General features: G+C 35.1%; 8 protein-coding genes and 1 other annotated feature (1 of these 9 only partly in view). Of the genes, 7 read left to right on the top strand and 1 reads right to left on the bottom strand.

Annotation, left to right across the window (positions count from 1 at the left end; all coding sequences use genetic code 11):
* Positions 1 to 153, top strand: a binding site (T-box leader); it begins 94 nt to the left of the window's first position.
* 41 nt (positions 154 to 194) lie between these two features.
* Genes leuA through leuB form a run of 4 tightly spaced genes read left to right on the top strand, consistent with a single transcriptional unit; the run spans position 195 to position 4,739 of the window.
* Positions 195 to 1,880, top strand: coding sequence for a 2-isopropylmalate synthase (gene leuA / locus ACWG42_RS03200; protein WP_455790067.1), 1,686 nt, complete (start codon positions 195 to 197; stop codon positions 1,878 to 1,880).
* 12 nt (positions 1,881 to 1,892) lie between these two features.
* Positions 1,893 to 3,164 (top strand): 3-isopropylmalate dehydratase large subunit, encoded by a 1,272-nt coding sequence (gene leuC / locus ACWG42_RS03195; protein WP_455790066.1) that lies wholly within the window; start codon positions 1,893 to 1,895, stop codon positions 3,162 to 3,164.
* Position 3,165: 1 nt separating this feature from the next.
* Positions 3,166 to 3,660, top strand: coding sequence for a 3-isopropylmalate dehydratase small subunit (gene leuD / locus ACWG42_RS03190; RefSeq protein ID WP_455790065.1), 495 nt, complete (start codon positions 3,166 to 3,168; stop codon positions 3,658 to 3,660).
* On the top strand, positions 3,660 to 4,739 hold the full coding sequence (gene leuB / locus ACWG42_RS03185) for a 3-isopropylmalate dehydrogenase (RefSeq protein WP_455790064.1): 1,080 nt from the start codon (positions 3,660 to 3,662) through the stop codon (positions 4,737 to 4,739). Before leuD ends, leuB begins: the two co-directional genes overlap by 1 nt.
* A 94-nt stretch (positions 4,740 to 4,833) precedes the next feature.
* On the opposite strand, the gene ACWG42_RS03180 is transcribed toward leuB, so the two are convergent.
* On the bottom strand, positions 4,834 to 6,186 hold the full coding sequence (locus tag ACWG42_RS03180) for a CCA tRNA nucleotidyltransferase (protein ID WP_455790063.1): 1,353 nt from the start codon (positions 6,184 to 6,186) through the stop codon (positions 4,834 to 4,836).
* A gap of 146 nt (positions 6,187 to 6,332) precedes the next feature.
* On the opposite strand from ACWG42_RS03180, the gene ACWG42_RS03175 reads away from it, so the two are divergent.
* The 3 genes from ACWG42_RS03175 to ACWG42_RS03165 all read left to right on the top strand — a co-directional run bounded on the left by ACWG42_RS03175 (position 6,333) and on the right by ACWG42_RS03165 (position 20,082).
* Positions 6,333 to 9,713, top strand: a complete 3,381-nt coding sequence (locus ACWG42_RS03175; RefSeq protein WP_455790062.1) for a diguanylate cyclase domain-containing protein — start codon at positions 6,333 to 6,335, stop codon at positions 9,711 to 9,713.
* A gap of 373 nt (positions 9,714 to 10,086) precedes the next feature.
* The gene (locus ACWG42_RS03170) at positions 10,087 to 14,769 is read left to right on the top strand and encodes a BspA family leucine-rich repeat surface protein (protein ID WP_455790061.1); all 4,683 of its coding nucleotides are present in this window, start codon (positions 10,087 to 10,089) and stop codon (positions 14,767 to 14,769) included.
* Positions 14,770 to 15,315: 546 nt separating this feature from the next.
* Positions 15,316 to 20,082: a BspA family leucine-rich repeat surface protein gene (locus ACWG42_RS03165; protein ID WP_455790060.1), complete on the top strand. Its 4,767-nt coding sequence runs from the start codon at positions 15,316 to 15,318 to the stop codon at positions 20,080 to 20,082.
* The last annotated feature ends 42 nt before the right edge of the window (positions 20,083 to 20,124 follow it).

Raw genomic sequence — 20,124 nt, 5'->3', positions numbered from 1 at the left:
TAAGCTGTAACCTGAAAGCACTTAGTGTAAGTAAACGTTACCGAAGACTCACACGTTATCGTGAGAACGTATTCGTAGTTTGGATATGTGAGTGGGCAGTATTCTGCCAATAAGAGTGGTACCGCGTAGGTTAAGTTAACTTTCGTCTCTTGTATGGGATGAGAGTTTTTTTGTTTATAAGAGGAGGATCTTTTATGAAGGGTTATGAAAAGTACAAACGACAGTATTATTTACCACCAGAAACATGTATGGAATGGGCAAAGAAAGAGTATATTCAAAAAGCACCAAAATGGTGTAGTGTGGATTTACGTGATGGAAATCAATCTTTAATCATCCCAATGAGTCTAGATGAGAAAGTTGAATTTTTCAAATTACTAGTAGAAGTTGGATTCAAAGAAATAGAAATTGGATTTCCTGCGGCTAGTGAAACAGAGTTTGAATTCCTACGTAAATTGATCGATGAGCATATGATTCCTGATGATGTAACCATTCAGGTATTAACACAAGCACGTGAACATATTATTCGTCGTACATTTGAAGCTGTAAAAGGCGCAAAGAACGCAGTGATTCATGTATACAACTCTACTTCTTTTGCACAACGTGAACAAGTATTTAAGAAATCTAGAGAAGAAGTGAAACAGATTGCAGTAGAAGGTGCGAAATTACTTAAGAAGTTAACAGAAGAAGATGGTGGAAATTATCGATTCGAATATTCTCCAGAAAGCTTTACAGGGACTGAAATTGAGTATGCATTGGATGTATGTAATGCCGTATTGGATGTATGGCAACCAACATCCGAAAACAATGTGATTATCAATCTTCCAGTAACGGTACAAATGAGTATGCCACACATCTATGCACAACAAATCGAATACATGTGTAAACATATGAAATATCGTGAACATGTGATTGTATCTTTACATCCTCATAATGATCGTGGATGTGGCGTTGCGGATACAGAACTTGGTATTTTAGCTGGGGCAGATCGTATTGAAGGTACATTGTTTGGAAATGGAGAGCGTACGGGTAATGTAGACATTATTACCTTAGCTATGAACATGTATGCACATGGAATTGATCCAGAATTGAACTTCCATGATATGCCACATATTGTTGAAGTATATGAACGTGTGAGTCGTATGGAAGTACCAATGCGTCATCCATATGCAGGACAACTTGTATTCGCTGCATTCTCTGGTTCTCATCAAGATGCGATTGCGAAAGGAATGCACTATCGTGATGAAGTGGATCCAAGTCATTGGACAGTTCCTTATTTACCAATCGATCCAAGAGATGTTGGACGTGTGTATGAAACGGATGTTATTCGTATCAATTCACAATCTGGCAAGGGTGGAATTGGATACATGTTGGAAGAGTATTATGGATACGATCTACCAAAAGATATGCGTGAAGATGTTGGATACTTTATGAAAAATGTATCGGATCATGAACATAAAGAATTGTTGCCAAATGAGGTAAACGATTTATTCCAAAAAGAATACATGAATGTAAATATGCCATATGAATTAATCGATTACTATTTTACAAAAGTAGATGATCGAGTAACTTGTAGTTTAAACATTACCTTTGATGGAGAAGAAATGGATATTGGAGGTAGCGGTAATGGTCGTTTGGATGCAATCAGTAATGCATTACGTGACAATACTAAATTACAATTTGATATTTTAGATTATAAAGAACATGCATTGAGCAAAGGTTCTACATCTAAGGCTGTTTCTTACGTGAAAATCATTGATTGCCGTCAGAAACATCAATGGGGTGTAGGATTGGATGAAGATATTATCGCATCCAGTGTAAAAGCATTGTTCTCTTGTATCAATCGAGCAGTGTTACAAAAAAGAACAGAAGAAACAAAGTAGGAGGATAAAGACATGGGAATGACAATGACACAAAAGATTCTAGCTGCACATGCAGGATTAGAATCAGTTACAGCAGGACAGCTGATTGAAGTAAACTTAGATATGGTGTTAGGGAATGATATCACTTCACCTGTTGCGATTAATGAATTTGAACGATTTGGTTTTAATGAAGTTTTTGATCCAGGAAAAGTAACGATGGTAATGGATCATTTCGCACCAAACAAAGATATAAAAGCAGCACAACAGTGCAAAGCTTGTCGTACCTTTGCACATGCAAAAAATATTGAAAACTTCTTCGATGTTGGAGAAATGGGAATTGAACATGCTTTGTTACCTGAAAAGGGAATTGTAGGACCTGGTGAATGTATTATTGGTGCGGATTCCCATACTTGTACCTATGGTGCCTTAAATGCATTTTCAACAGGTGTTGGAAGTACTGATATGGCAGCGGGTATGGCAATTGGGAAATGTTGGTTTAAAGTGCCTGAAGCTATCAAGTTTGATCTTCGTGGAAAACTATCTCCAAATGTAAGTGGAAAAGATGTCATCCTTCATATCATTGGAATGATTGGAGTAGATGGTGCATTGTATAAATCGATGGAATTTAGCGGTGTAGGTTTACAATATCTTTCTATGGATGATCGTTTATGTATTGCGAACATGGCAATTGAAGCTGGGGCAAAAAATGGAATCTTTGAATACGATGATGTCACACGCGAATATGTAGATGGAAGAGTCAATCGTCCATATAAAACATATCGTGCAGATGCAGATGCGGAATATCATAACATCTACCACTTAGACTTAAGTTCTATCAAACCAACGGTAGCATTCCCACATCTTCCTGAAAATACACGTGCAGTTGAAAGTATTGATGAAGATATTATCATCGACCAAGTTGTCATTGGCTCTTGTACCAATGGTCGTATTTCCGATATGAAAATTGCGGCAGAAATTTTCGAAGGAAAACATGTAGCAAAAGGAATGCGTGCAATTATTATTCCAGCGACACAAAGCATTTACATGGAATGTGTAAAACTAGGTTATATTGAAACCTTTATCAATGCAGGATGCATTGTATCTACACCAACATGTGGACCATGTCTTGGTGGATATATGGGTATTTTAGCAGAAGGTGAACGATGTGTTGCGACAACCAACCGTAACTTTGTTGGACGTATGGGACATGTAGAATCCGAAGTATACCTTGCAAGTCCAGCTGTTGCGGCAGCAAGTGCAATTGCAGGTAAAATCGTAGCACCAGAGATACAGGGAGGTAAATAGCATGAAAACAAGTGGATTTGTTCATAAATACGGGGATAATGTAGATACGGATGTAATTATTCCTGCACGTTATTTAAATACAAGTGATCACAAAGAATTGGCCGCAAAATGTATGTGTGATATCGATGCGGATTTCGTAAAGAATGTAAAAGTGAACGATATTATGGTTGCGGGCTTTAACTTTGGGTGTGGTTCTTCTCGTGAACACGCACCAATCGCGATCAAAGCAAGTGGTATTTCTTGTGTCATTGCGAAAAGTTTTGCGCGTATCTTCTATCGCAATGCAATCAACATTGGCTTACCAATTTTAGAATGTGAAGAAGCGAGCAATCGCGTCAGCGCAAACGATGAAATTGAAATCAATTTTGACACTGGTGAAATTGTAAATAAAACAAAAAAAGAAACTTATCAAGCACAACCATTTCCTGCATTTATTCAAAACATTATGAAACATGATGGTTTGATGAATGCAATCAAAAAGGGAGAAATCAAATAATGAAGAAACATATTGCGGTCATTCCAGGAGATGGCATTGGTCCTGAAATCGTAGCGGAAGCTGTCAAAGTATTAGATGTCATCGCAAAGAAATTCAATCATGAGTTTGCATATACCAACGTTATCGCTGGTGGATGTGCTATTGATCAATTTGGTAAATCATTACCCGAAGAAAGCTTACAAGCATGTCTTGCGAGTGATTCTGTATTATTAGGCGCAGTAGGTGGTCCTAAATGGGACAATGTAGATCCTAACATTCGTCCAGAGAAAGCACTTTTAGGCATTCGTAAAGAAATGGGTCTTTATGCGAACTTACGTCCAGCAAAAATATTCCCACAACTTGCGGATGCATCACCACTTCGTAAAGATATCGTGGAAAATGGAATTGACTTTATGGTCGTTCGTGAATTGATTGGTGGTGTGTATTTCGGTGAAAAGAAAACCGAAATGGTAAATGGTGAATTGTATGCATGTGATAGTATGTGTTACTACGAACATGAAGTTCGTCGCATTGCTCACACAGCATTTCAAACTGCACGTAAACGTAACAGCAATGTCATTTCTGTAGATAAAGCAAATGTATTAGATTCTTCACGCTTGTGGCGAAAAGTAATGCATGAAGTTGCGCAAGAATATCCAGATGTAACATGCACAGATATGTTAGTAGATAATACTGCCATGCAAATTGTAAAGAATCCTGCACAATTTGATGTCGTTGTGACAGAAAATATGTTTGGGGATATCTTAAGTGATGAAGCGAGTATGATTACAGGAAGTATTGGACTTATACCGAGTGCTTCTTTAGGTGAAACAAAGCGTGGAATGTATGAACCAATTCATGGTTCCGCACCAGATATCGCTGGACAAAACATTGCCAATCCAATTGGAACAATTCTTGCAGCCGGTATGATGTTGAAGTACGCATTTGATATGGATGCGGAAAATGCCATGATTGAAAAAGCTGTAGAAGATGTCTTAAATGATGGGTATCGTACAGGTGATATCATGGAAGTAGGCAAAACAAAAATGTCATGTAGTGATATGGGAAGTAAAATCGTAGAGTATATCGAAAAAGCATAGAAGTTCTGAAATAGAACTTCTTTTCTTTTTACTTGAAAACTTGAAATAAAAAGGATATGAGTTTGATTTCAACCAGTTGAACACCCATATCCAATTATTTCATTTTTTGTAAACGTTTGATTAAAGTCTCTTTTGTATTCCATGTAGGATCTTCCAATACCCATTCATACAGCATAGAAAGAACTTCTCCAATTTCTTTGCCAGTATACCCTAAGCGCATAACATCATGACCATTCAATGCCAAATCCTTCTTATGAAGGATATCTTTTTCTTCTTCCATTAATGATATCATGGCTTTACACTCCAGAACATTATCAATAAGTGCTTGTGCTAATTCTGGATTCTTTCCATGATTATCTGCGATTTGTACATCCAATGCTTCGAAAGCCAAACCTACATCATTGGAAAACTTACTAAGATACTTGCGAAGCACCTTTCGTGTTGGCTTCACATAGTAATCATGATATAAAATAAGATCACAAACACGCTGTATCGTAGCGTTATCGTAATGCAGTTCCTTTAAGTAATGTTGTGCAATACGCTGCGATTGCAGGGCATGTCCTTTATAATGCGCACTTCCTTGTTCATCAATTGTACAACATAATGGTTTACCTATATCATGAAACACAATGGCTAGTTTTACATATAACGAATCCTCAGTTGTATGGTTTAAGGCAACATCCGTATGCGTAAAGACATCATACACATGCCATTTTGTAGGTTGTTTATAATCGTATAGAGATGCATAATCAGGAATGATTTCTAAGAGAATGTTTGCATCTCGCAACATGCGTAAGGTGTTTGGTTTACTCGCCATCAAAATTTTATTGAATTCATCACGGATGCGTTCTTTTGATACATACTTTAAATCTTGATGATGAACTTGGATGGCATTCCATGTGTTGGATTCTATTTCAAATCGAAGTTGAGAAGAGAAACGCAAAGCCCGTAGCATCCGAAGTGCATCTTCTTCAAAACGTACCATGGGATCTCCAACACATCGAATGATACCTTGATGAATATCTTCTTGTCCATGATGTGGATCAACGATTCCTACTTCTGGATGAAAGGCAATGGCATTCATTGTGAAATCTCTACGTTTTAAATCATCCTCTATATGGGGTGTAAAAACAACCTGGTCAGGAGAGCGATGATTTTGATAGGATTGATCTATGCGATAAGTTGTGATTTCTACAGGTTCTTCATCAAGAAGTACAGTGATTGTGCCATGTTTTATTCCAGTAGGAAGAGCCTTGCATCCAGCTTGTGTAAACCAAGAAAGCATATCTTCCGCTTTTGCACTGGTGGTAATATCATAATCATGCAAGTCACGTTGCATGAGCATATCACGTACACATCCACCCACAAGAAAAGCTTGCGCGTGATGCATGCGCAAGAATTTTAATATCTCAAAAATATAAATAGGGATATGATAATTCGTATTCATAGTACTATTATATAATGATTTATACGAACTAAAAAGGAAAAAGTATTAAAAATTCATCCAAGAACACATATTACATGATATAATAAAAAAAAGCAATCAAAAAAAACTGGGAAGATTTACAAATTTTAGTGGTCTGGAGAGAGTATATGAAAACAAACGTTAAAGAAATGGAAGTAGATATTTTTGAATATCTATCAAGAGCAAATAATCAGTTCTTCTTTTTGTATGATTTTGAAGAAAATCAAGTTCGCTGGTCATCGAACTCATTGGATGTTTTTGACATTAAGGAAGAATTTGATTGGAGTCAATTGATTCATCCTTTAGACATGGAGTCTTTTGAAGCACAATGTCAAGAAATACAAAGAAGACATACAGGACAGTTTTGTAACGATTTTAGATTCAAGGGAAAAGATGGAGAATATATCTGGGTACAATGCAACGGAAGCATGGTGATTTCTTCTTCACGAGATAAATTTATTTTATCGGGAATTCTAAGCCTTATTGAAGTGAAGAATCATTATGATCCTGTTACCAATTTACGCTATATTAGTAGCTTTAGAGATTCCTTGGAAGAGATTAGTAAAACTGCTATTCCATGGGGAATCCTTTTGATTGGGATTGATGATTTTAAACAAATTAATGATTTATATTCCTATGCATTTGGAGATAAAGTGTTGGGAGATTTTGCGAATCGTTTGGCAAGCTTACTTCCAAGCGCTGCGCAGTTATTTCGATTAGATGGAGATAGCTTTGGTATTTTGTATCCAAAAGCTGATGTAAGTACCTTGATGGATTTATACCATCGTATCCAAGAAGATGCACAAGAAACTATTACCATCAATAATGTTACCGTTTCTTTAACGGTTTCTGGTGGTATTTCTAAATATCCTGATGATGGGGAAAATGCAGATGATTTATATCGTAATGTAAGAATTGCGTATATTGAATCAAAACGTCGTGGGAAACGACAGATTACCATTTGTTCACCATCCCTTTGTAATCAAGTACAACGACGTATGTTGTTGTTGGACTTGTTGAGAGAAAGTGTTACAAATGATTTTGCGGGATTTAGTTTGCGATTCCAACCATTGATTCAAACAAGCGATGAAACCTTATATGGATGTGAAGCTTTGTTGCGTTGGGAACACCCAAGTTTTCCTGATGGAGTAACTCCTTATGAATTCATTCCTATTCTTGAAGAGAGTGGTTTGATTTTTGAAGTCAATAAATGGTTGTTGAAGAATGCTTTATTACAATGTGAAGAATGGGTACAAATAATGCCATCTTTCCATATGAATTTAAACATATCATGTTTCCAATTTGAAGACAGTGAGTTTAAGTTTTTAATCACAAAGATGATTGCAAGAAAGAATTTGCCAGCTTCTGCCATTACATTGGAATTAACAGAAACAGGACGTGTAAGTAATATGGCTTTGATTAACAGCGTATTCAATTTCTTACGCAGTCAAGGAATTAAGATAGCATTGGATGATTTTGGAGTAGGATATTCCTCTTTAAGTGTCTTCCAAATGTTAAAAGTAGATCAATTGAAAATTGATAAGAGTTTTTTACAGCGTTTGACATACGATGTTACAGATCAAGCATTGGTAAGACAATTGATTCAATTATGTCATAGTATGAATATTATGGTTTGTGTTGAAGGAATTGAGAGTGCACAAGTAAATGATATTGTAAAACAATTTGGACCAGAGTTACTACAAGGGTTCTATTATGATCGTCCACTAACTAGTGAAGCTTTTAGTGCACGCTACTTTGCGAATAAACCATGCAATAAACCATCTGTTAGTAAAAAACATATCGAATATGAACAGAGTTTAACATATTCCGCATTGAAGCCAACACAACCACTTTCTACAGATGTCATTGTAAACAATGCGTATGGTGGGATTTTTCAAGTCGCAATGGATGAAAACTTCTCTTTCATTACATGTAATGAAGGGTATCGTAGAATGTTAGGATATACACCACAAGATATTGAAGTACGTTTCAATAACCGTGCATTAGGGATTGTATATCCAGAAGATGTGGAGTATGTAAATACAGAAATTCGAAAACAACTTGGAGAAGGGGATACCGTATCTATAGAATTTCGTGTGGTACGAAGTGATGGTAAACCAATTTGGGTAATGGGTACTGGAAATATTGTAAAAGCAGCAGATGGAAACCCTAGTATTATCGTAATCATCGTAGATGTAGATGATTTGAGAAAGAAACAGTTATCCATTGAAAAAGAATATAAGAAATACAAACGTATTCTACAAAATATACCAGTAGGAGTTAAATGTGTTCAAAACAACGAAGATTTTGATTTGGATTATATGTCTCCAGCATTCTTATCCTTACTTGGATATGAGGATAAAGATTTAGAGAAGATGTTCAATAGAAAATACATCAATATGGTATTAGAAGAAGATCGTCCAATTGTTGTATCAGATGTATTAGAACAAGTGAAAACAAGTAATATCGTTACTTTACGATATCGTTCTCCTTGTAAAGATGGACATCCAATTTGGGTGGAAACAATATCAAAATTATATCCACCTGAAGAAGATGGAATCCAAAGATGGTATTCCAGTGTGGTAAATATCACAGATACAATTACGGATGAACAAAAAGATCATGCGAAGGATTTTGCTGTACGTATTCAAAATGCTTCCCAACAATGGGGAGACGTTATGTTCGAATATCATTTCGCAAGCGATCGTATCATTTTCTCAGAGAACTATAAAGATTTATTTGGACGTAATCCGCAAGATGATATGTTATCAGAAACAGCATCTATCTTCCCAGAGGATCGTCAAGAATTAGATAAAGCTATTCAATTGATGCATCAAGGAATACAACCACCATTGATAGAAGTACGTTACTATTCTGAAGATAGAGGTTATTTTTGGGTTTCTATTCTATTTACAGAACCAGATGCACTTGCGGGTAACTCCGTATCTGTAATTGGTAGAATTACTGATATTGATGAAGCGAAAAAGACAAAAGAAGAATTGTTGATACAATCAAAAACAGATGGATTAACAGGAATCCTAAACAAGAAGAGCATCGAAGAAGAAATTCGTCAGTCTATAGAAAATTATAAGAATGATAGTTCTATTTATGCATTATGTATTTTAGATATCGATGATTTCAAAGGATTGAATGATACAAAAGGACATGTTGTTGGAGATTATGTTCTAAAAGAGATTTCTAGAAGATTAGCACAGCTTTCCAATGATCATGTGTTGGTTGGTAGAGCTGGTGGAGATGAGTTTATGATTTATGCAAAACTTGGATATGAGTTTAAATCCGCAGACTTCTTTGGTAGAACAATTACAGAGTTATTATGTGAACCAATTTCTTGCGATGGTGAAATGGTATCTATTTCCACAAGTGCTGGTATTTCATTATTCCCAGGCGATAGTCAAGATTTCTATAATCTATATCGTTTAGCAGATAGTGCTTTATATCTAGTAAAAGCAAAAGGGAAAGCCAATTACCACGTTACTACATCTGCATAACGATTATAAAAAAGTATTACATGAAGTTAGTGAGATCAATATTTCACTAACTTTTTTCCATTTTCTAGCAAATATCACATAAATATAACATGTTCATGGGATACACAATAGGATGCTTCTATGAGAAAATAAAATAGAATAAATATGTTAGAGTCATATCGTTTATACAAAATGCGTATACATATTTAATTTCATGGGAGACTTATAAATTTTTTTTGTAAGTAGTAGCGCGTCATGGTGGGGATCTACATACTGTAGTATTCATTTACAGGAGGGAAGCCATGTTTTTTGTATATCTAAATCCACGATAGAAGAAATGTTATACTTCATAAAAAAATGAAATCTGAAAAGTAAAGAAGAGGGAGAATATGAAATGAGAAAAATAGTAAGATCAGCGTTGTTATGTATAATGGCAATGCTATTAGTATTATCTAATGTAAACATTGTTTTAGCAGCAGATGGACCAGTTACTTCACCTGATGAAAAAACTTCAAGTGCAAATACATCAGATGATGGTAACTTTACAGTAACCAAAAATGTAAAATGGACAAATGATACAAAGACCAAAGGAGAACTTGAGATTAAGTTAGTTGGTGAAGCAGTTCCAACTGCCTCTACAACTCCTAAAGATATTGTTTTTGTAGCAGATGTATCTGGTTCTATGTTGGGAGATAGGGTGGATTATTTAAAAACTGCATTACATAAAAGTGCGGATGTTTTAATAGATACAAAATATGATAACCGTATTTCGTTAATATCATTTAATATGGATGCAAAATTGGAACAGGATTTTACAAATAATAAAAGCGATTTTCAAGGAAAAGTTGCGAATCTCAAAGCAGAAAGAGGAACTAACTATCCCCCAGGATTGATCGCTGCAAAGAACTTGATTGAAAATCGTAGCGATAAAACAAGAAAACCAGTTGTTATTTTTATGTCTGATGGAGAAGCAGCTCATACTAAAGAAAGCATTCAAAGTATAACTAATCAATTAGAATCTATGGGTGCTGAAATGTATGCTATACAATATATGATTGGAAATGATATTACTTATAGCATCAAAGCTGTGTGCTCTGATGAAAAAAGAATTTATACTACAAACAAAGCAGATCATTTGAATAATTTATATATAAATGTAACTCAAGAGATTTTAGATACATTAAAATATAAAGATATTTCTTTTGATATGAGCTTTGAAGAGCAGAACTTTAAAATCGATAGCGTTAGTTCCGATTTTGGAACGGCTAAGTCAATTTATAATAAAGTATCATGGAATATCGATTCATTAATTGCACAAAATATTGTAACTACTAAAGTGAATTTTAGTTTGCAAGATCCTTCCTATGAAGGGAACTTGAATGTTGATAAAAATTCTTTAATTGCATACAATGTTGATACTCCTAAAGAGATTACGTTAGATGATTTATCAATCAATAGAAAAATATATTCGATTACATTTGATAGTAATGGCGCAACTAGCGGAGATGTACCAAATCAAATTGAGGCAATGAATGGATCAACAGTTAATATTCCTGAAAATGAAGGAAATCTTTCGAAACCAGGTGAGGTATTTGCGGGATGGCAAAGAACCGATACAAATGAATTTGTAAATAAAACTATGGTTATGCCTAGTAATGATATTACATTAAGAGCAATATGGGGAAAACCAGAGATAGAAATGAATACATCTACTATAGGGGCACCTCCTATTTCTGAGATAAAATCTGGAAGATTAAGCGATTCTCTTATAAATAACGGGATGAGTCAAGAGCTTGTTAAGACGATAACATCGATTGAATTTACTCATGATGCTCCCGCTGAAAGTGTTACAAAAGTAGATTTATCTAGTAAAAGTGATAATTCAATCTGGGCATATTTAGGTGGAACGACTCTATATATTTACTCTGTAGGCAAAATTTTAGCTCCAGTAGATTCAAAAAATTTTTTCAATAATGGTACATATAAGGGTTTTGGTGTGGTTACCAATATAAAGTTTAATGATATGTTTTTAGTAGATCAAACTACAAATTTTATGAGTATGTTTGCTGGCATGCAAATGGCTTCAATTGATTTAAGTGGATGGGATGCAAGCAATGCATCGAATATCAGCTTTATGTTTGATAAGTGCCTAAATCTCAAGGGAATCAATCTTGAATGCTTCAACTCGTCAGAATTAATTGCGATAAATGGACTATTCTATGGTTGCACATCCCTTGAGACTATTGATGTATCACCACTCAATACTAGCAAACTAACATCTTTTTCTTCTATGTTTGCTAATTGTAAATCTCTTAAAAATTTAGATGTGAGTAGTCTTGATGCATCAAATGTTGATGAAATTGGAATGATGTTTGATGGGTGTAGCAATTTAGAAAATCTCAAGCTATGGAACTCAAATTCAAACAAAATAACTGGGATTGTTACAACATTTCAGAATTGCTCTAATTTAAAAGTGCTCGATTTAAGTGGTATTAATGTATCTTCGGTTACTTACTCTAATGTTGGTACATTTGCTGGGTGTACTAATCTAACCACAGCTTGGGCAAGAGCACCAGCAGATGTGACGATACTAAATAGTTCTACTAAAAAACCATCTAATGTCAATTTTATAGTAAAACCAGCAACTTTTACCTTAAGTGAAGATATAATTAATACAGATGTATTTCTAGAAAACAAGGGTAGTGGAATTTCTAGAGCTGCAACTGGTCTAGTAGAAGTCATTAATGGAGTAGCGGACGCAGGGAAAATTAACCCTAGTGATGTAGTTGATTATGATATTACTGTGAAATATACCGGCACAACCATTGGGTTAAAAAGTGGAACTATGAAAGTTGTGAATAGGTTGCCAGAGAACATGACTTTTGTTCCTGATTCATTTGTATCAGGTCTTGTAACTAGAATCACTACGGGTGATGGGGGTGATACTCTTGGCTTTGTTAAAAATCAAAAAGTGGAAGGTAATGTGCTAACTTTTGATGTCATTGGTTTATCACCAGGTGCACAAATCAAAGTTGGTTATCAAGCAACTGCGCCTGCCACACCAACGGATGCCTATAAAGAATTTCTAAATCAATCTTCATTAACTATAGAAGAGGTGAAAACTACTTCTAACTACGTACGTCATTATTTTGGAGCGCCGAATCCAACCGCAATGTTTGATGTAGCGTATGTATATGAAGGAACTGTACCTATAACTGCTCCTACGCTTCCTATGACAAGAACATTCACAGCAGGTCAAAGTGTAAATGCAGTTGAAGTAGGTTTACCAGGCTATAAGTTTAGTGGATGGACAAGTGATGATGTCAGTGTAAATGCGGATGGTAGTTTCACAATGCCTAATAAGATGGTAACACTGAAAGGTTCATGGACAGAAATTCCTGCTGCTACATCTATAAAGTCAAAGGTAACTTATGAGTTTAAAGGTGCTGTACCTATGGATGTAGAAGCACCAAAAGAGGTAGAGTATACAGTAGGTAATAATTATAATGGAGTAGAAACTATTACAGGAAAAACAATCAGTATTGCGGGTAATCCTACGTCTGCTGGATATGTGTTTAAAGGTTGGACATCTGATCAGTTGAGTGCAGATGAATTAACAGCAGGTGCATTTGAATTAGATAAAGATAATGTTGTCATTACGGGAACATGGGAAAAAGAAAAGTTCAAAGTAGAGTACAAATATTTGGAAACAAATCCTCCTGCGGGTGCACCAGTATTGCCTGCACCTGTAAATGTTGCATGGGGTGAAGAAGTTGTCACAAAAGATAAAATAGATAATTTCTCAACATTTGGATTTGATGGTTGGTATTCTAATAATGATATTGGTGCTGATTTTAAGGAAAGCTTTATTATGCCTCAAGAAGATGTAACGATTTATGGATATTGGAATGATTTATCAACGACTTATGATGTCTCATATGAGTACGAGGGTGAGACACCTGACGATGCGCCAAGCCTAGGTACAAATGATTTTGCGATTGCGGGGAACCCAAGTATTGTAAGAATAGATCCAGTATCTGCACAAGGAACTGATAAAAATGGTGTGATTGGTAAATGGGTGTTTAACGGATGGGAAAGTGATGATGTTACAATCGCTACGGATGGAACATTTACTATGCCAAATAAGAACATCAAAATAAAAGGTTCATGGAAATTTGAAAAGAATATGAACATTCGTTTTGTGACATTTGAAATTCAAAATGGTACATGGAGTAATGGGGATACAACAGATAAAGTTGTAACAGTAGAATTGGCAAATGGTAAAACAACATTGAAAAATGTAGATGTACCAAAGGGTATGTACGCAAAAGAAGGGTATACTGATGGACATTGGGTTGTAGAACCAAATACAGAAACAGATGGAATTACAGATTCAATAAAGTATACATATAAGTATGTTAAGAAGCCTGTAGTGACATTTAAAATAGAGGATGGAACATGGGGGGATGGATCAACTGCAAATAAAAATGTGGATATAGAATTAGTGAAGGGGAAAGGTTCTTTATCTTTGATGGATGTACCAACTGGCATGTTGGCGAAGAATGGATATGCTGATGGATATTGGGTAGTGGAACCAAATACTAGTAAGAATGCAGTTACAGAAGATGTCGTTTATACGTATCGCTTTAAAAAAGAAGCGCATGTTGTGTTTAAGATTACAAATGGAACATGGAAAGATGGAAGTAGTGCGAATAAGGATATTATCGTATTACTGACAGATGGAAAAGGAACTTTGAAAGATACACAAGTACCAGTTGGAATGAACGCTCATAAAGGTTATGGAAATGGTAAGTGGGTAGAAGTGCCGAATGTGAAAGATGGTGAGGTAACAGGAGATGTTACCTATGAGTATCGTTATGAAGCATTGGATACACCTGGGGGAATAGAACCAGTGAATCCAGATGTAACGAATCCTACAAAACCAGGGAAGAGCGATACAAATAGTACCAATACAGGAGATACATTAGATTGGAAGTTGCCAATGGTTGTGTTGATGGTAAGTGGTGTATTTGTTGTAGTTGCTTGGAAGAAAAGAAGTAAGAAAGAAGTAGAATAAGGATATAGAAAAGCAGATATCTCTCGGTGATTCAGTTTGAGAGATATCTGCTTTATTCGTTGTTCGGTGTTTTTCAAATAAAATACATGAGGATACAATGCTAGAATACATCATATTGTGAATCAAGAAAATTACTTGTATGAAAATTTCTTAAAATCTCAATAAGGTGAAGGGCAAGCTTACCTACACGATAATACTAAAGCACCAAGTCAATATTGCTCTAATTTTATTGTGATTTCATCGAATATCACATAAATATAACATGTTCATGGGATACACAATAGGATGCTTCTATGAGAAAATAAAATAGAATAAATATGTTAGAGTTATATCGTTTATACAAAATGCGTATACATATTTAATTTCATGGGAGACTTATAAAATTTTTTTGTAAGTAGTAGCGCGTCATGGTGGGAATCTACATACTGTAGTATTCATTTACAGGAGGGAAGCCATGTTTTTTGTATATCTAAATCCACGATAGAAGAAATGTCATACTTCATAAAAAAATGAAATTTGAAAAGTAAAGAAGAGGGAGAATATGAAATGAAAAAAATAGTAAGATCAGCGTTGTTATGTATAATGGCAATGCTATTAGTATTATCTAATGTAAACATTGTTTTAGCAGCAGGTGGACCAGTTACTTCACCTGATGAAAAAACTTCAAGTGCAAATACATCAGATGATGGTAACTTTACAGTAACCAAAAATGTGAAATGGACAAATGAAACAAATACTAAAGGAGAACTTGAGATTAAGTTAATTGGTGAAACAGTAACAACTGCCTCTACAGATCCTAAAGATATTGTTTTTATTGCGGATGTATCTGGTTCTATGTCGGGAGATAGGTTGAATTATTTAAAAACTGCATTACATGATAGTGCGGATGTTTTATTAGATTCAAAATATGATAACCGTATTTCGTTAATATCATTTGGATCTAATGCGACATTAGAACAGGGTTTTACGAATAATAAAACTGATTTTCAAGCAAAAGCATCAGGTATTGCTATAAATGGATTCACTGAATATTGCTCAGGACTAATTGAGGCAAAGAATTTGATTGAAAATCGTAGCGATAAATCAAGAAAACCAGTTATTGTTTTTATGTCAGATGGAAATGCATCTGATTCTAAGGAAAGCATTCAAAGCATAAGTGACCGATTGAAATCTATGGAAGTTGAAATGTATGCTCTACAATATATGGTTGGAACAGATATTTCATCAAGTATTAAAGCCTTATGCTCAGATGAAAAAAGAGTTTATACTACAAACAAAGCAAATCATTTAAACAATTTATATAGTGATGTGATTCAAGAAATTGCAGAAGCAACGATATATAAAAATGTTAGTTTGAATTTAAATTTAGAAGAAGATAACTTTAAAATTGATAGCGTCACTTCAAATTATGGAACTTCTAACGTAGTAAACGATAAAATTGTATGGAATATCGAATCACTAATTTCAAAAAAAGAAGTAGTGATTAAGGTGGGATTTAGCTTACAGAATTCTACCTATGAAGGAAACTTGAATGTTGATAAAAATTCTCTAATTACATATGATGTTGAAACTCTTAAAGAGATTGTGTTAGATGATTTAGCAATGAATAGAAAAATATATTCGATTTCATTTGAATCTAATGACGCAACTAGCGGAGAGGTACCAAGTCAAATTGAGGCAATAAATGGATCAACGGTCAACATCCCTGGAAATGAGGGGAACCTTTCAAAAACAGGTGAGATATTTGCGGGATGGCAAAGAACTGATACAAATGAATTCATCAATAAAACTATGGTTATGCCCAATAAAAGCATTATACTAAGAGCAATATGGGCAAAACCAGAGATAGAAATGAATACTTCTACTGTAGGAGCTCCGCCTATTGCGATGTTAAAAACAGGTAGTCTTAATGCAAATATTGTAAATGGAGGTATAGATAAATCTGTGTTAAGGACAATCACTGCAATTGAATTTACACACAATGCCCCTAGCATAAGTGATGTACAGAGTGATGTATCTGATGTAGGAAACAAATCTATTATTGCATATGTTAATGGAACTGTTTTATATATTTATAGTTTAGGTGATGTGATAGCTCCTTCTGATTCATCATATTTATTTTCTGCGGATACATCATACGGATTTGATAAAGTTAGTTCTGTTGTTTTTAACAATATGTTCAAGACAGATGAAACAACTAACATGGATGGCATGTTCAGTAGATTACCACTAACATCAATCGATTTAAGTAGTTTTAATACTAGTAAAGTAGAAAGTATGGTTTCTTTATTTTATAAGTGTAATAACCTTACAGCAGTTTCTCTTGAAGGACTAGATACAAGTAATGTAACTGATATGACTGCAATGTTTAGTAGTTGCGTAGCTCTTAAAACAGTGAAGTTGCCTAGTTCGGACACAAGCAATTTGAAAAAACTGAGTCAATTGTTTACAGGTTGTATATCTTTGGAAAATGTTGATTTTTCAACCTTTAATACAAGTAATGTGACATCGTTTGATGGTATGTTTTCTAATTGCAGTTCTTTAGTAACTCTAGATGTTAGTAATTTGGATGCATCAAAAGTTACCAATTTGAATATGATGTTTAGTGGTTGTATCAAACTTGAAAATTTAAAAATGTTTAGTTATAAAACATCTGGTTCATCTCTTTACAGTGCTGTATTTAAACAGTGTGACAGTTTAAAGATATTAGATTTAAGTAACTTCGATACAACTTCAAGTTGGAATATGTATACTGCTTCTCAAATGTTTGCAGGTTGTACAAGTATCACTACTGCTTATGCGAAAACACAAAAGGATGCCGATAACTTTAATTCATCCTATGGTAAGGAAAGCAATGTCAATTTTATCGCAAAGCCAGCAGCTTTTACCTTAAGTGAAGATATAATTAATACAGATGTATTTCTAGAAAACAAGGGTAGTGGAATTTCTAGAGCTGCAACTGGTCCAGTAGAAGTCATTAATGGAGTAGCGGACGCTGGGAAAATTAACCCTAGTGATGTAGTTGATTATGATATTACTGTGAAATATACCGGCACAACCATTGGGTTAAAAAGTGGAACTATGAAAGTTGTGAATAGGTTGCCAGAGAACATGACTTTTGTTCCTGATTCATTTGTATCAGGTCTTGTAACTAGAATCACTACGGGTGATGGGGGTGATACTCTTGGCTTTGTTAAAAATCAAAAAGTGGAAGGTAATGTGCTAACTTTTGATGTCATTGGTTTATCACCAGGTGCACAAATCAAAGTTGGTTATCAAGCAACTGCGCCTGCCACACCAACGGATGCCTATAAAGAATTTCTAAATCAATCTTCATTAACTATAGAAGAGGTGAAAACTACTTCTAACTACGTACGTCATTATTTTGGAGTGCCGAATCCAACCGCAATGTTTGATGTAGCGTATGTATATGAAGGAACTGTACCTACAACTGCTCCTACGCTTCCTATGACAAGAACGTTCACAGCAGGCCAAAGTGTAAATGCAGTTGAAGTAGGTTTGCCAGGTTATAAGTTTAGTGGATGGACAAGTGATGAGGTCAGTGTAAATGCGGATGGCAGTTTCACAATGCCTAATAAGATGGTAACACTGAAAGGTTCATGGACAGAAATTCCTGCTGCTACATCTATAAAGTCAAAGGTAACTTATGAGTTTAAAGGTACGGTACCTACGGATGTAGAAGTACCAAAAGAGGTAGAGTATACAGTAGGTAATAATTATAATGGAGTAGAAACTATTACAGGAAAAACAATCAGTATTGCGGGTAATCCTACGTCTGCTGGATATGTGTTTAAAGGTTGGACATCTGATCAGTTGAGTGCAGATGAATTAACAGCAGGTGCATTTGAATTAGGTAAAGATGATGTTGTCATTACGGGAACATGGGAAAAAGAAAAGTTCAAAGTAGAGTACAAATATTTGGAAACAAATCCTCCTGTGGGTGCACCAGTATTACCTGCACCTGTAAATGTTGCATGGGGTGAAGAGGTTGTCACAAAAGATAAAATAGATAATTTCTCAACATTTGGATTTGATGGTTGGTATTCTAATAATGATATTGGTGCTGATTTTAAGGAAAGCTTTATTATGCCTCAAGAGGATGTAACGATTTATGGATATTGGAATGATTTATCAACGACTTATGATGTCTCATATGAGTACGAGGGTGAGACACCTGACGATGCGCCAAGCCTAGGTACAAATGATTCTGCGATTGCGGGGAATCCAAGTATTGTAAGAATAGATCCAGTATCTGCACGAGGAACTGATAAAAATGGTGTGATTGGTAAATGGGTGTTTAACGGATGGGAAAGTGATGATGTTACAATCGCTACGGATGGAACATTTACTATGCCAAATAAGAACATCAAAATGAAAGGTTCATGGAAATTTGAAAAGAATATGAACATTCGTTTTGTGACATTTGAAATTCAAAATGGTACATGGAGTAATGGGGATACAACAGATAAAGTTGTAACAGTAGAATTGGCAAATGGTAAAACAACATTGAAAGATGTAGATGTACCAAAGGGTATGTACGCAAAAGAAGGGTATACTGATGGACATTGGGTTGTAGAACCAAATACAGAAACAGATGGAATTACAGATTCAATAAAGTATACATATAAGTATGTTAAGAAGCCTGTAGTGACATTTAAAATAGAGGATGGAACATGGGGGGATGGATCAACTGCAAATAAAAATGTGGATATAGAATTAGTGAAGGGGAAAGGTTCTTTATCTTTGATGGATGTACCAACTGGTATGTTGGCGAAGAATGGATATGCTGATGGATATTGGGTAGTGGAACCAAATACTAGTAAGAATGCAGTTACAGAAGATGTCGTTTATACGTATCGATTTAAAAAAGAAGTGCATATTGTGTTTAAGATTATAAATGGAACATGGAAAGATGGAAGTAGTGCGAATAAGGATATTATCGTATTACTGACAGATGGAAAAGGAACTTTGAAAGATACACAAGTACCAGTTGGAATGAACGCTCATAAAGGTTATGGAAATGGTAAGTGGGTAGAAGTGCCGAATGTGAAAGATGGTGAGGTAACAGGAGATGTTACCTATGAGTATCGTTATGAAGCATTGGATACACCTGGGGGAATAGAACCAGTGAATCCAGATGTAACGAATCCTACAAAACCAGGGAAGAGCGATACAAATAGTACCAATACAGGAGATACATTAGATTGGAAGTTGCCAATGGTTGTGTTGATGGTAAGTGGTGTATTTGTTGTAGTTGCTTGGAAGAAAAGAAGTAAGAAAGAAGTAGAATAAGAATATAGAAAAGCATATATCTCTCGGTGATTCAGTTTGAGA

The sequence above is a fragment of the Amedibacillus sp. YH-ame10 genome (assembly GCF_053848885.1).
The sequence above is the reverse complement of the archived record's forward strand: the minus strand, read 5'-3'. Positions and strand labels throughout refer to the sequence as shown.

Bases quoted from the DNA above. Each gene is read 5' to 3' on its own strand.
- ACWG42_RS03165 (WP_455790060.1), top strand. From the start codon at position 15,316: ATGAAAAAAATAGTAAGATCAGCGTTGTTATGTATAATGGCAATGCTA.
- leuD (WP_455790065.1), top strand. From the start codon at position 3,166: ATGAAAACAAGTGGATTTGTTCATAAATACGGGGATAATGTAGATACG.
- leuA (WP_455790067.1), top strand. From the start codon at position 195: ATGAAGGGTTATGAAAAGTACAAACGACAGTATTATTTACCACCAGAA.
- ACWG42_RS03180 (WP_455790063.1), bottom strand. From the start codon at position 6,186: ATGAATACGAATTATCATATCCCTATTTATATTTTTGAGATATTAAAA.
- leuC (WP_455790066.1), top strand. From the start codon at position 1,893: ATGGGAATGACAATGACACAAAAGATTCTAGCTGCACATGCAGGATTA.
- ACWG42_RS03170 (WP_455790061.1), top strand. From the start codon at position 10,087: ATGAGAAAAATAGTAAGATCAGCGTTGTTATGTATAATGGCAATGCTA.
- leuB (WP_455790064.1), top strand. From the start codon at position 3,660: ATGAAGAAACATATTGCGGTCATTCCAGGAGATGGCATTGGTCCTGAA.
- ACWG42_RS03175 (WP_455790062.1), top strand. From the start codon at position 6,333: ATGAAAACAAACGTTAAAGAAATGGAAGTAGATATTTTTGAATATCTA.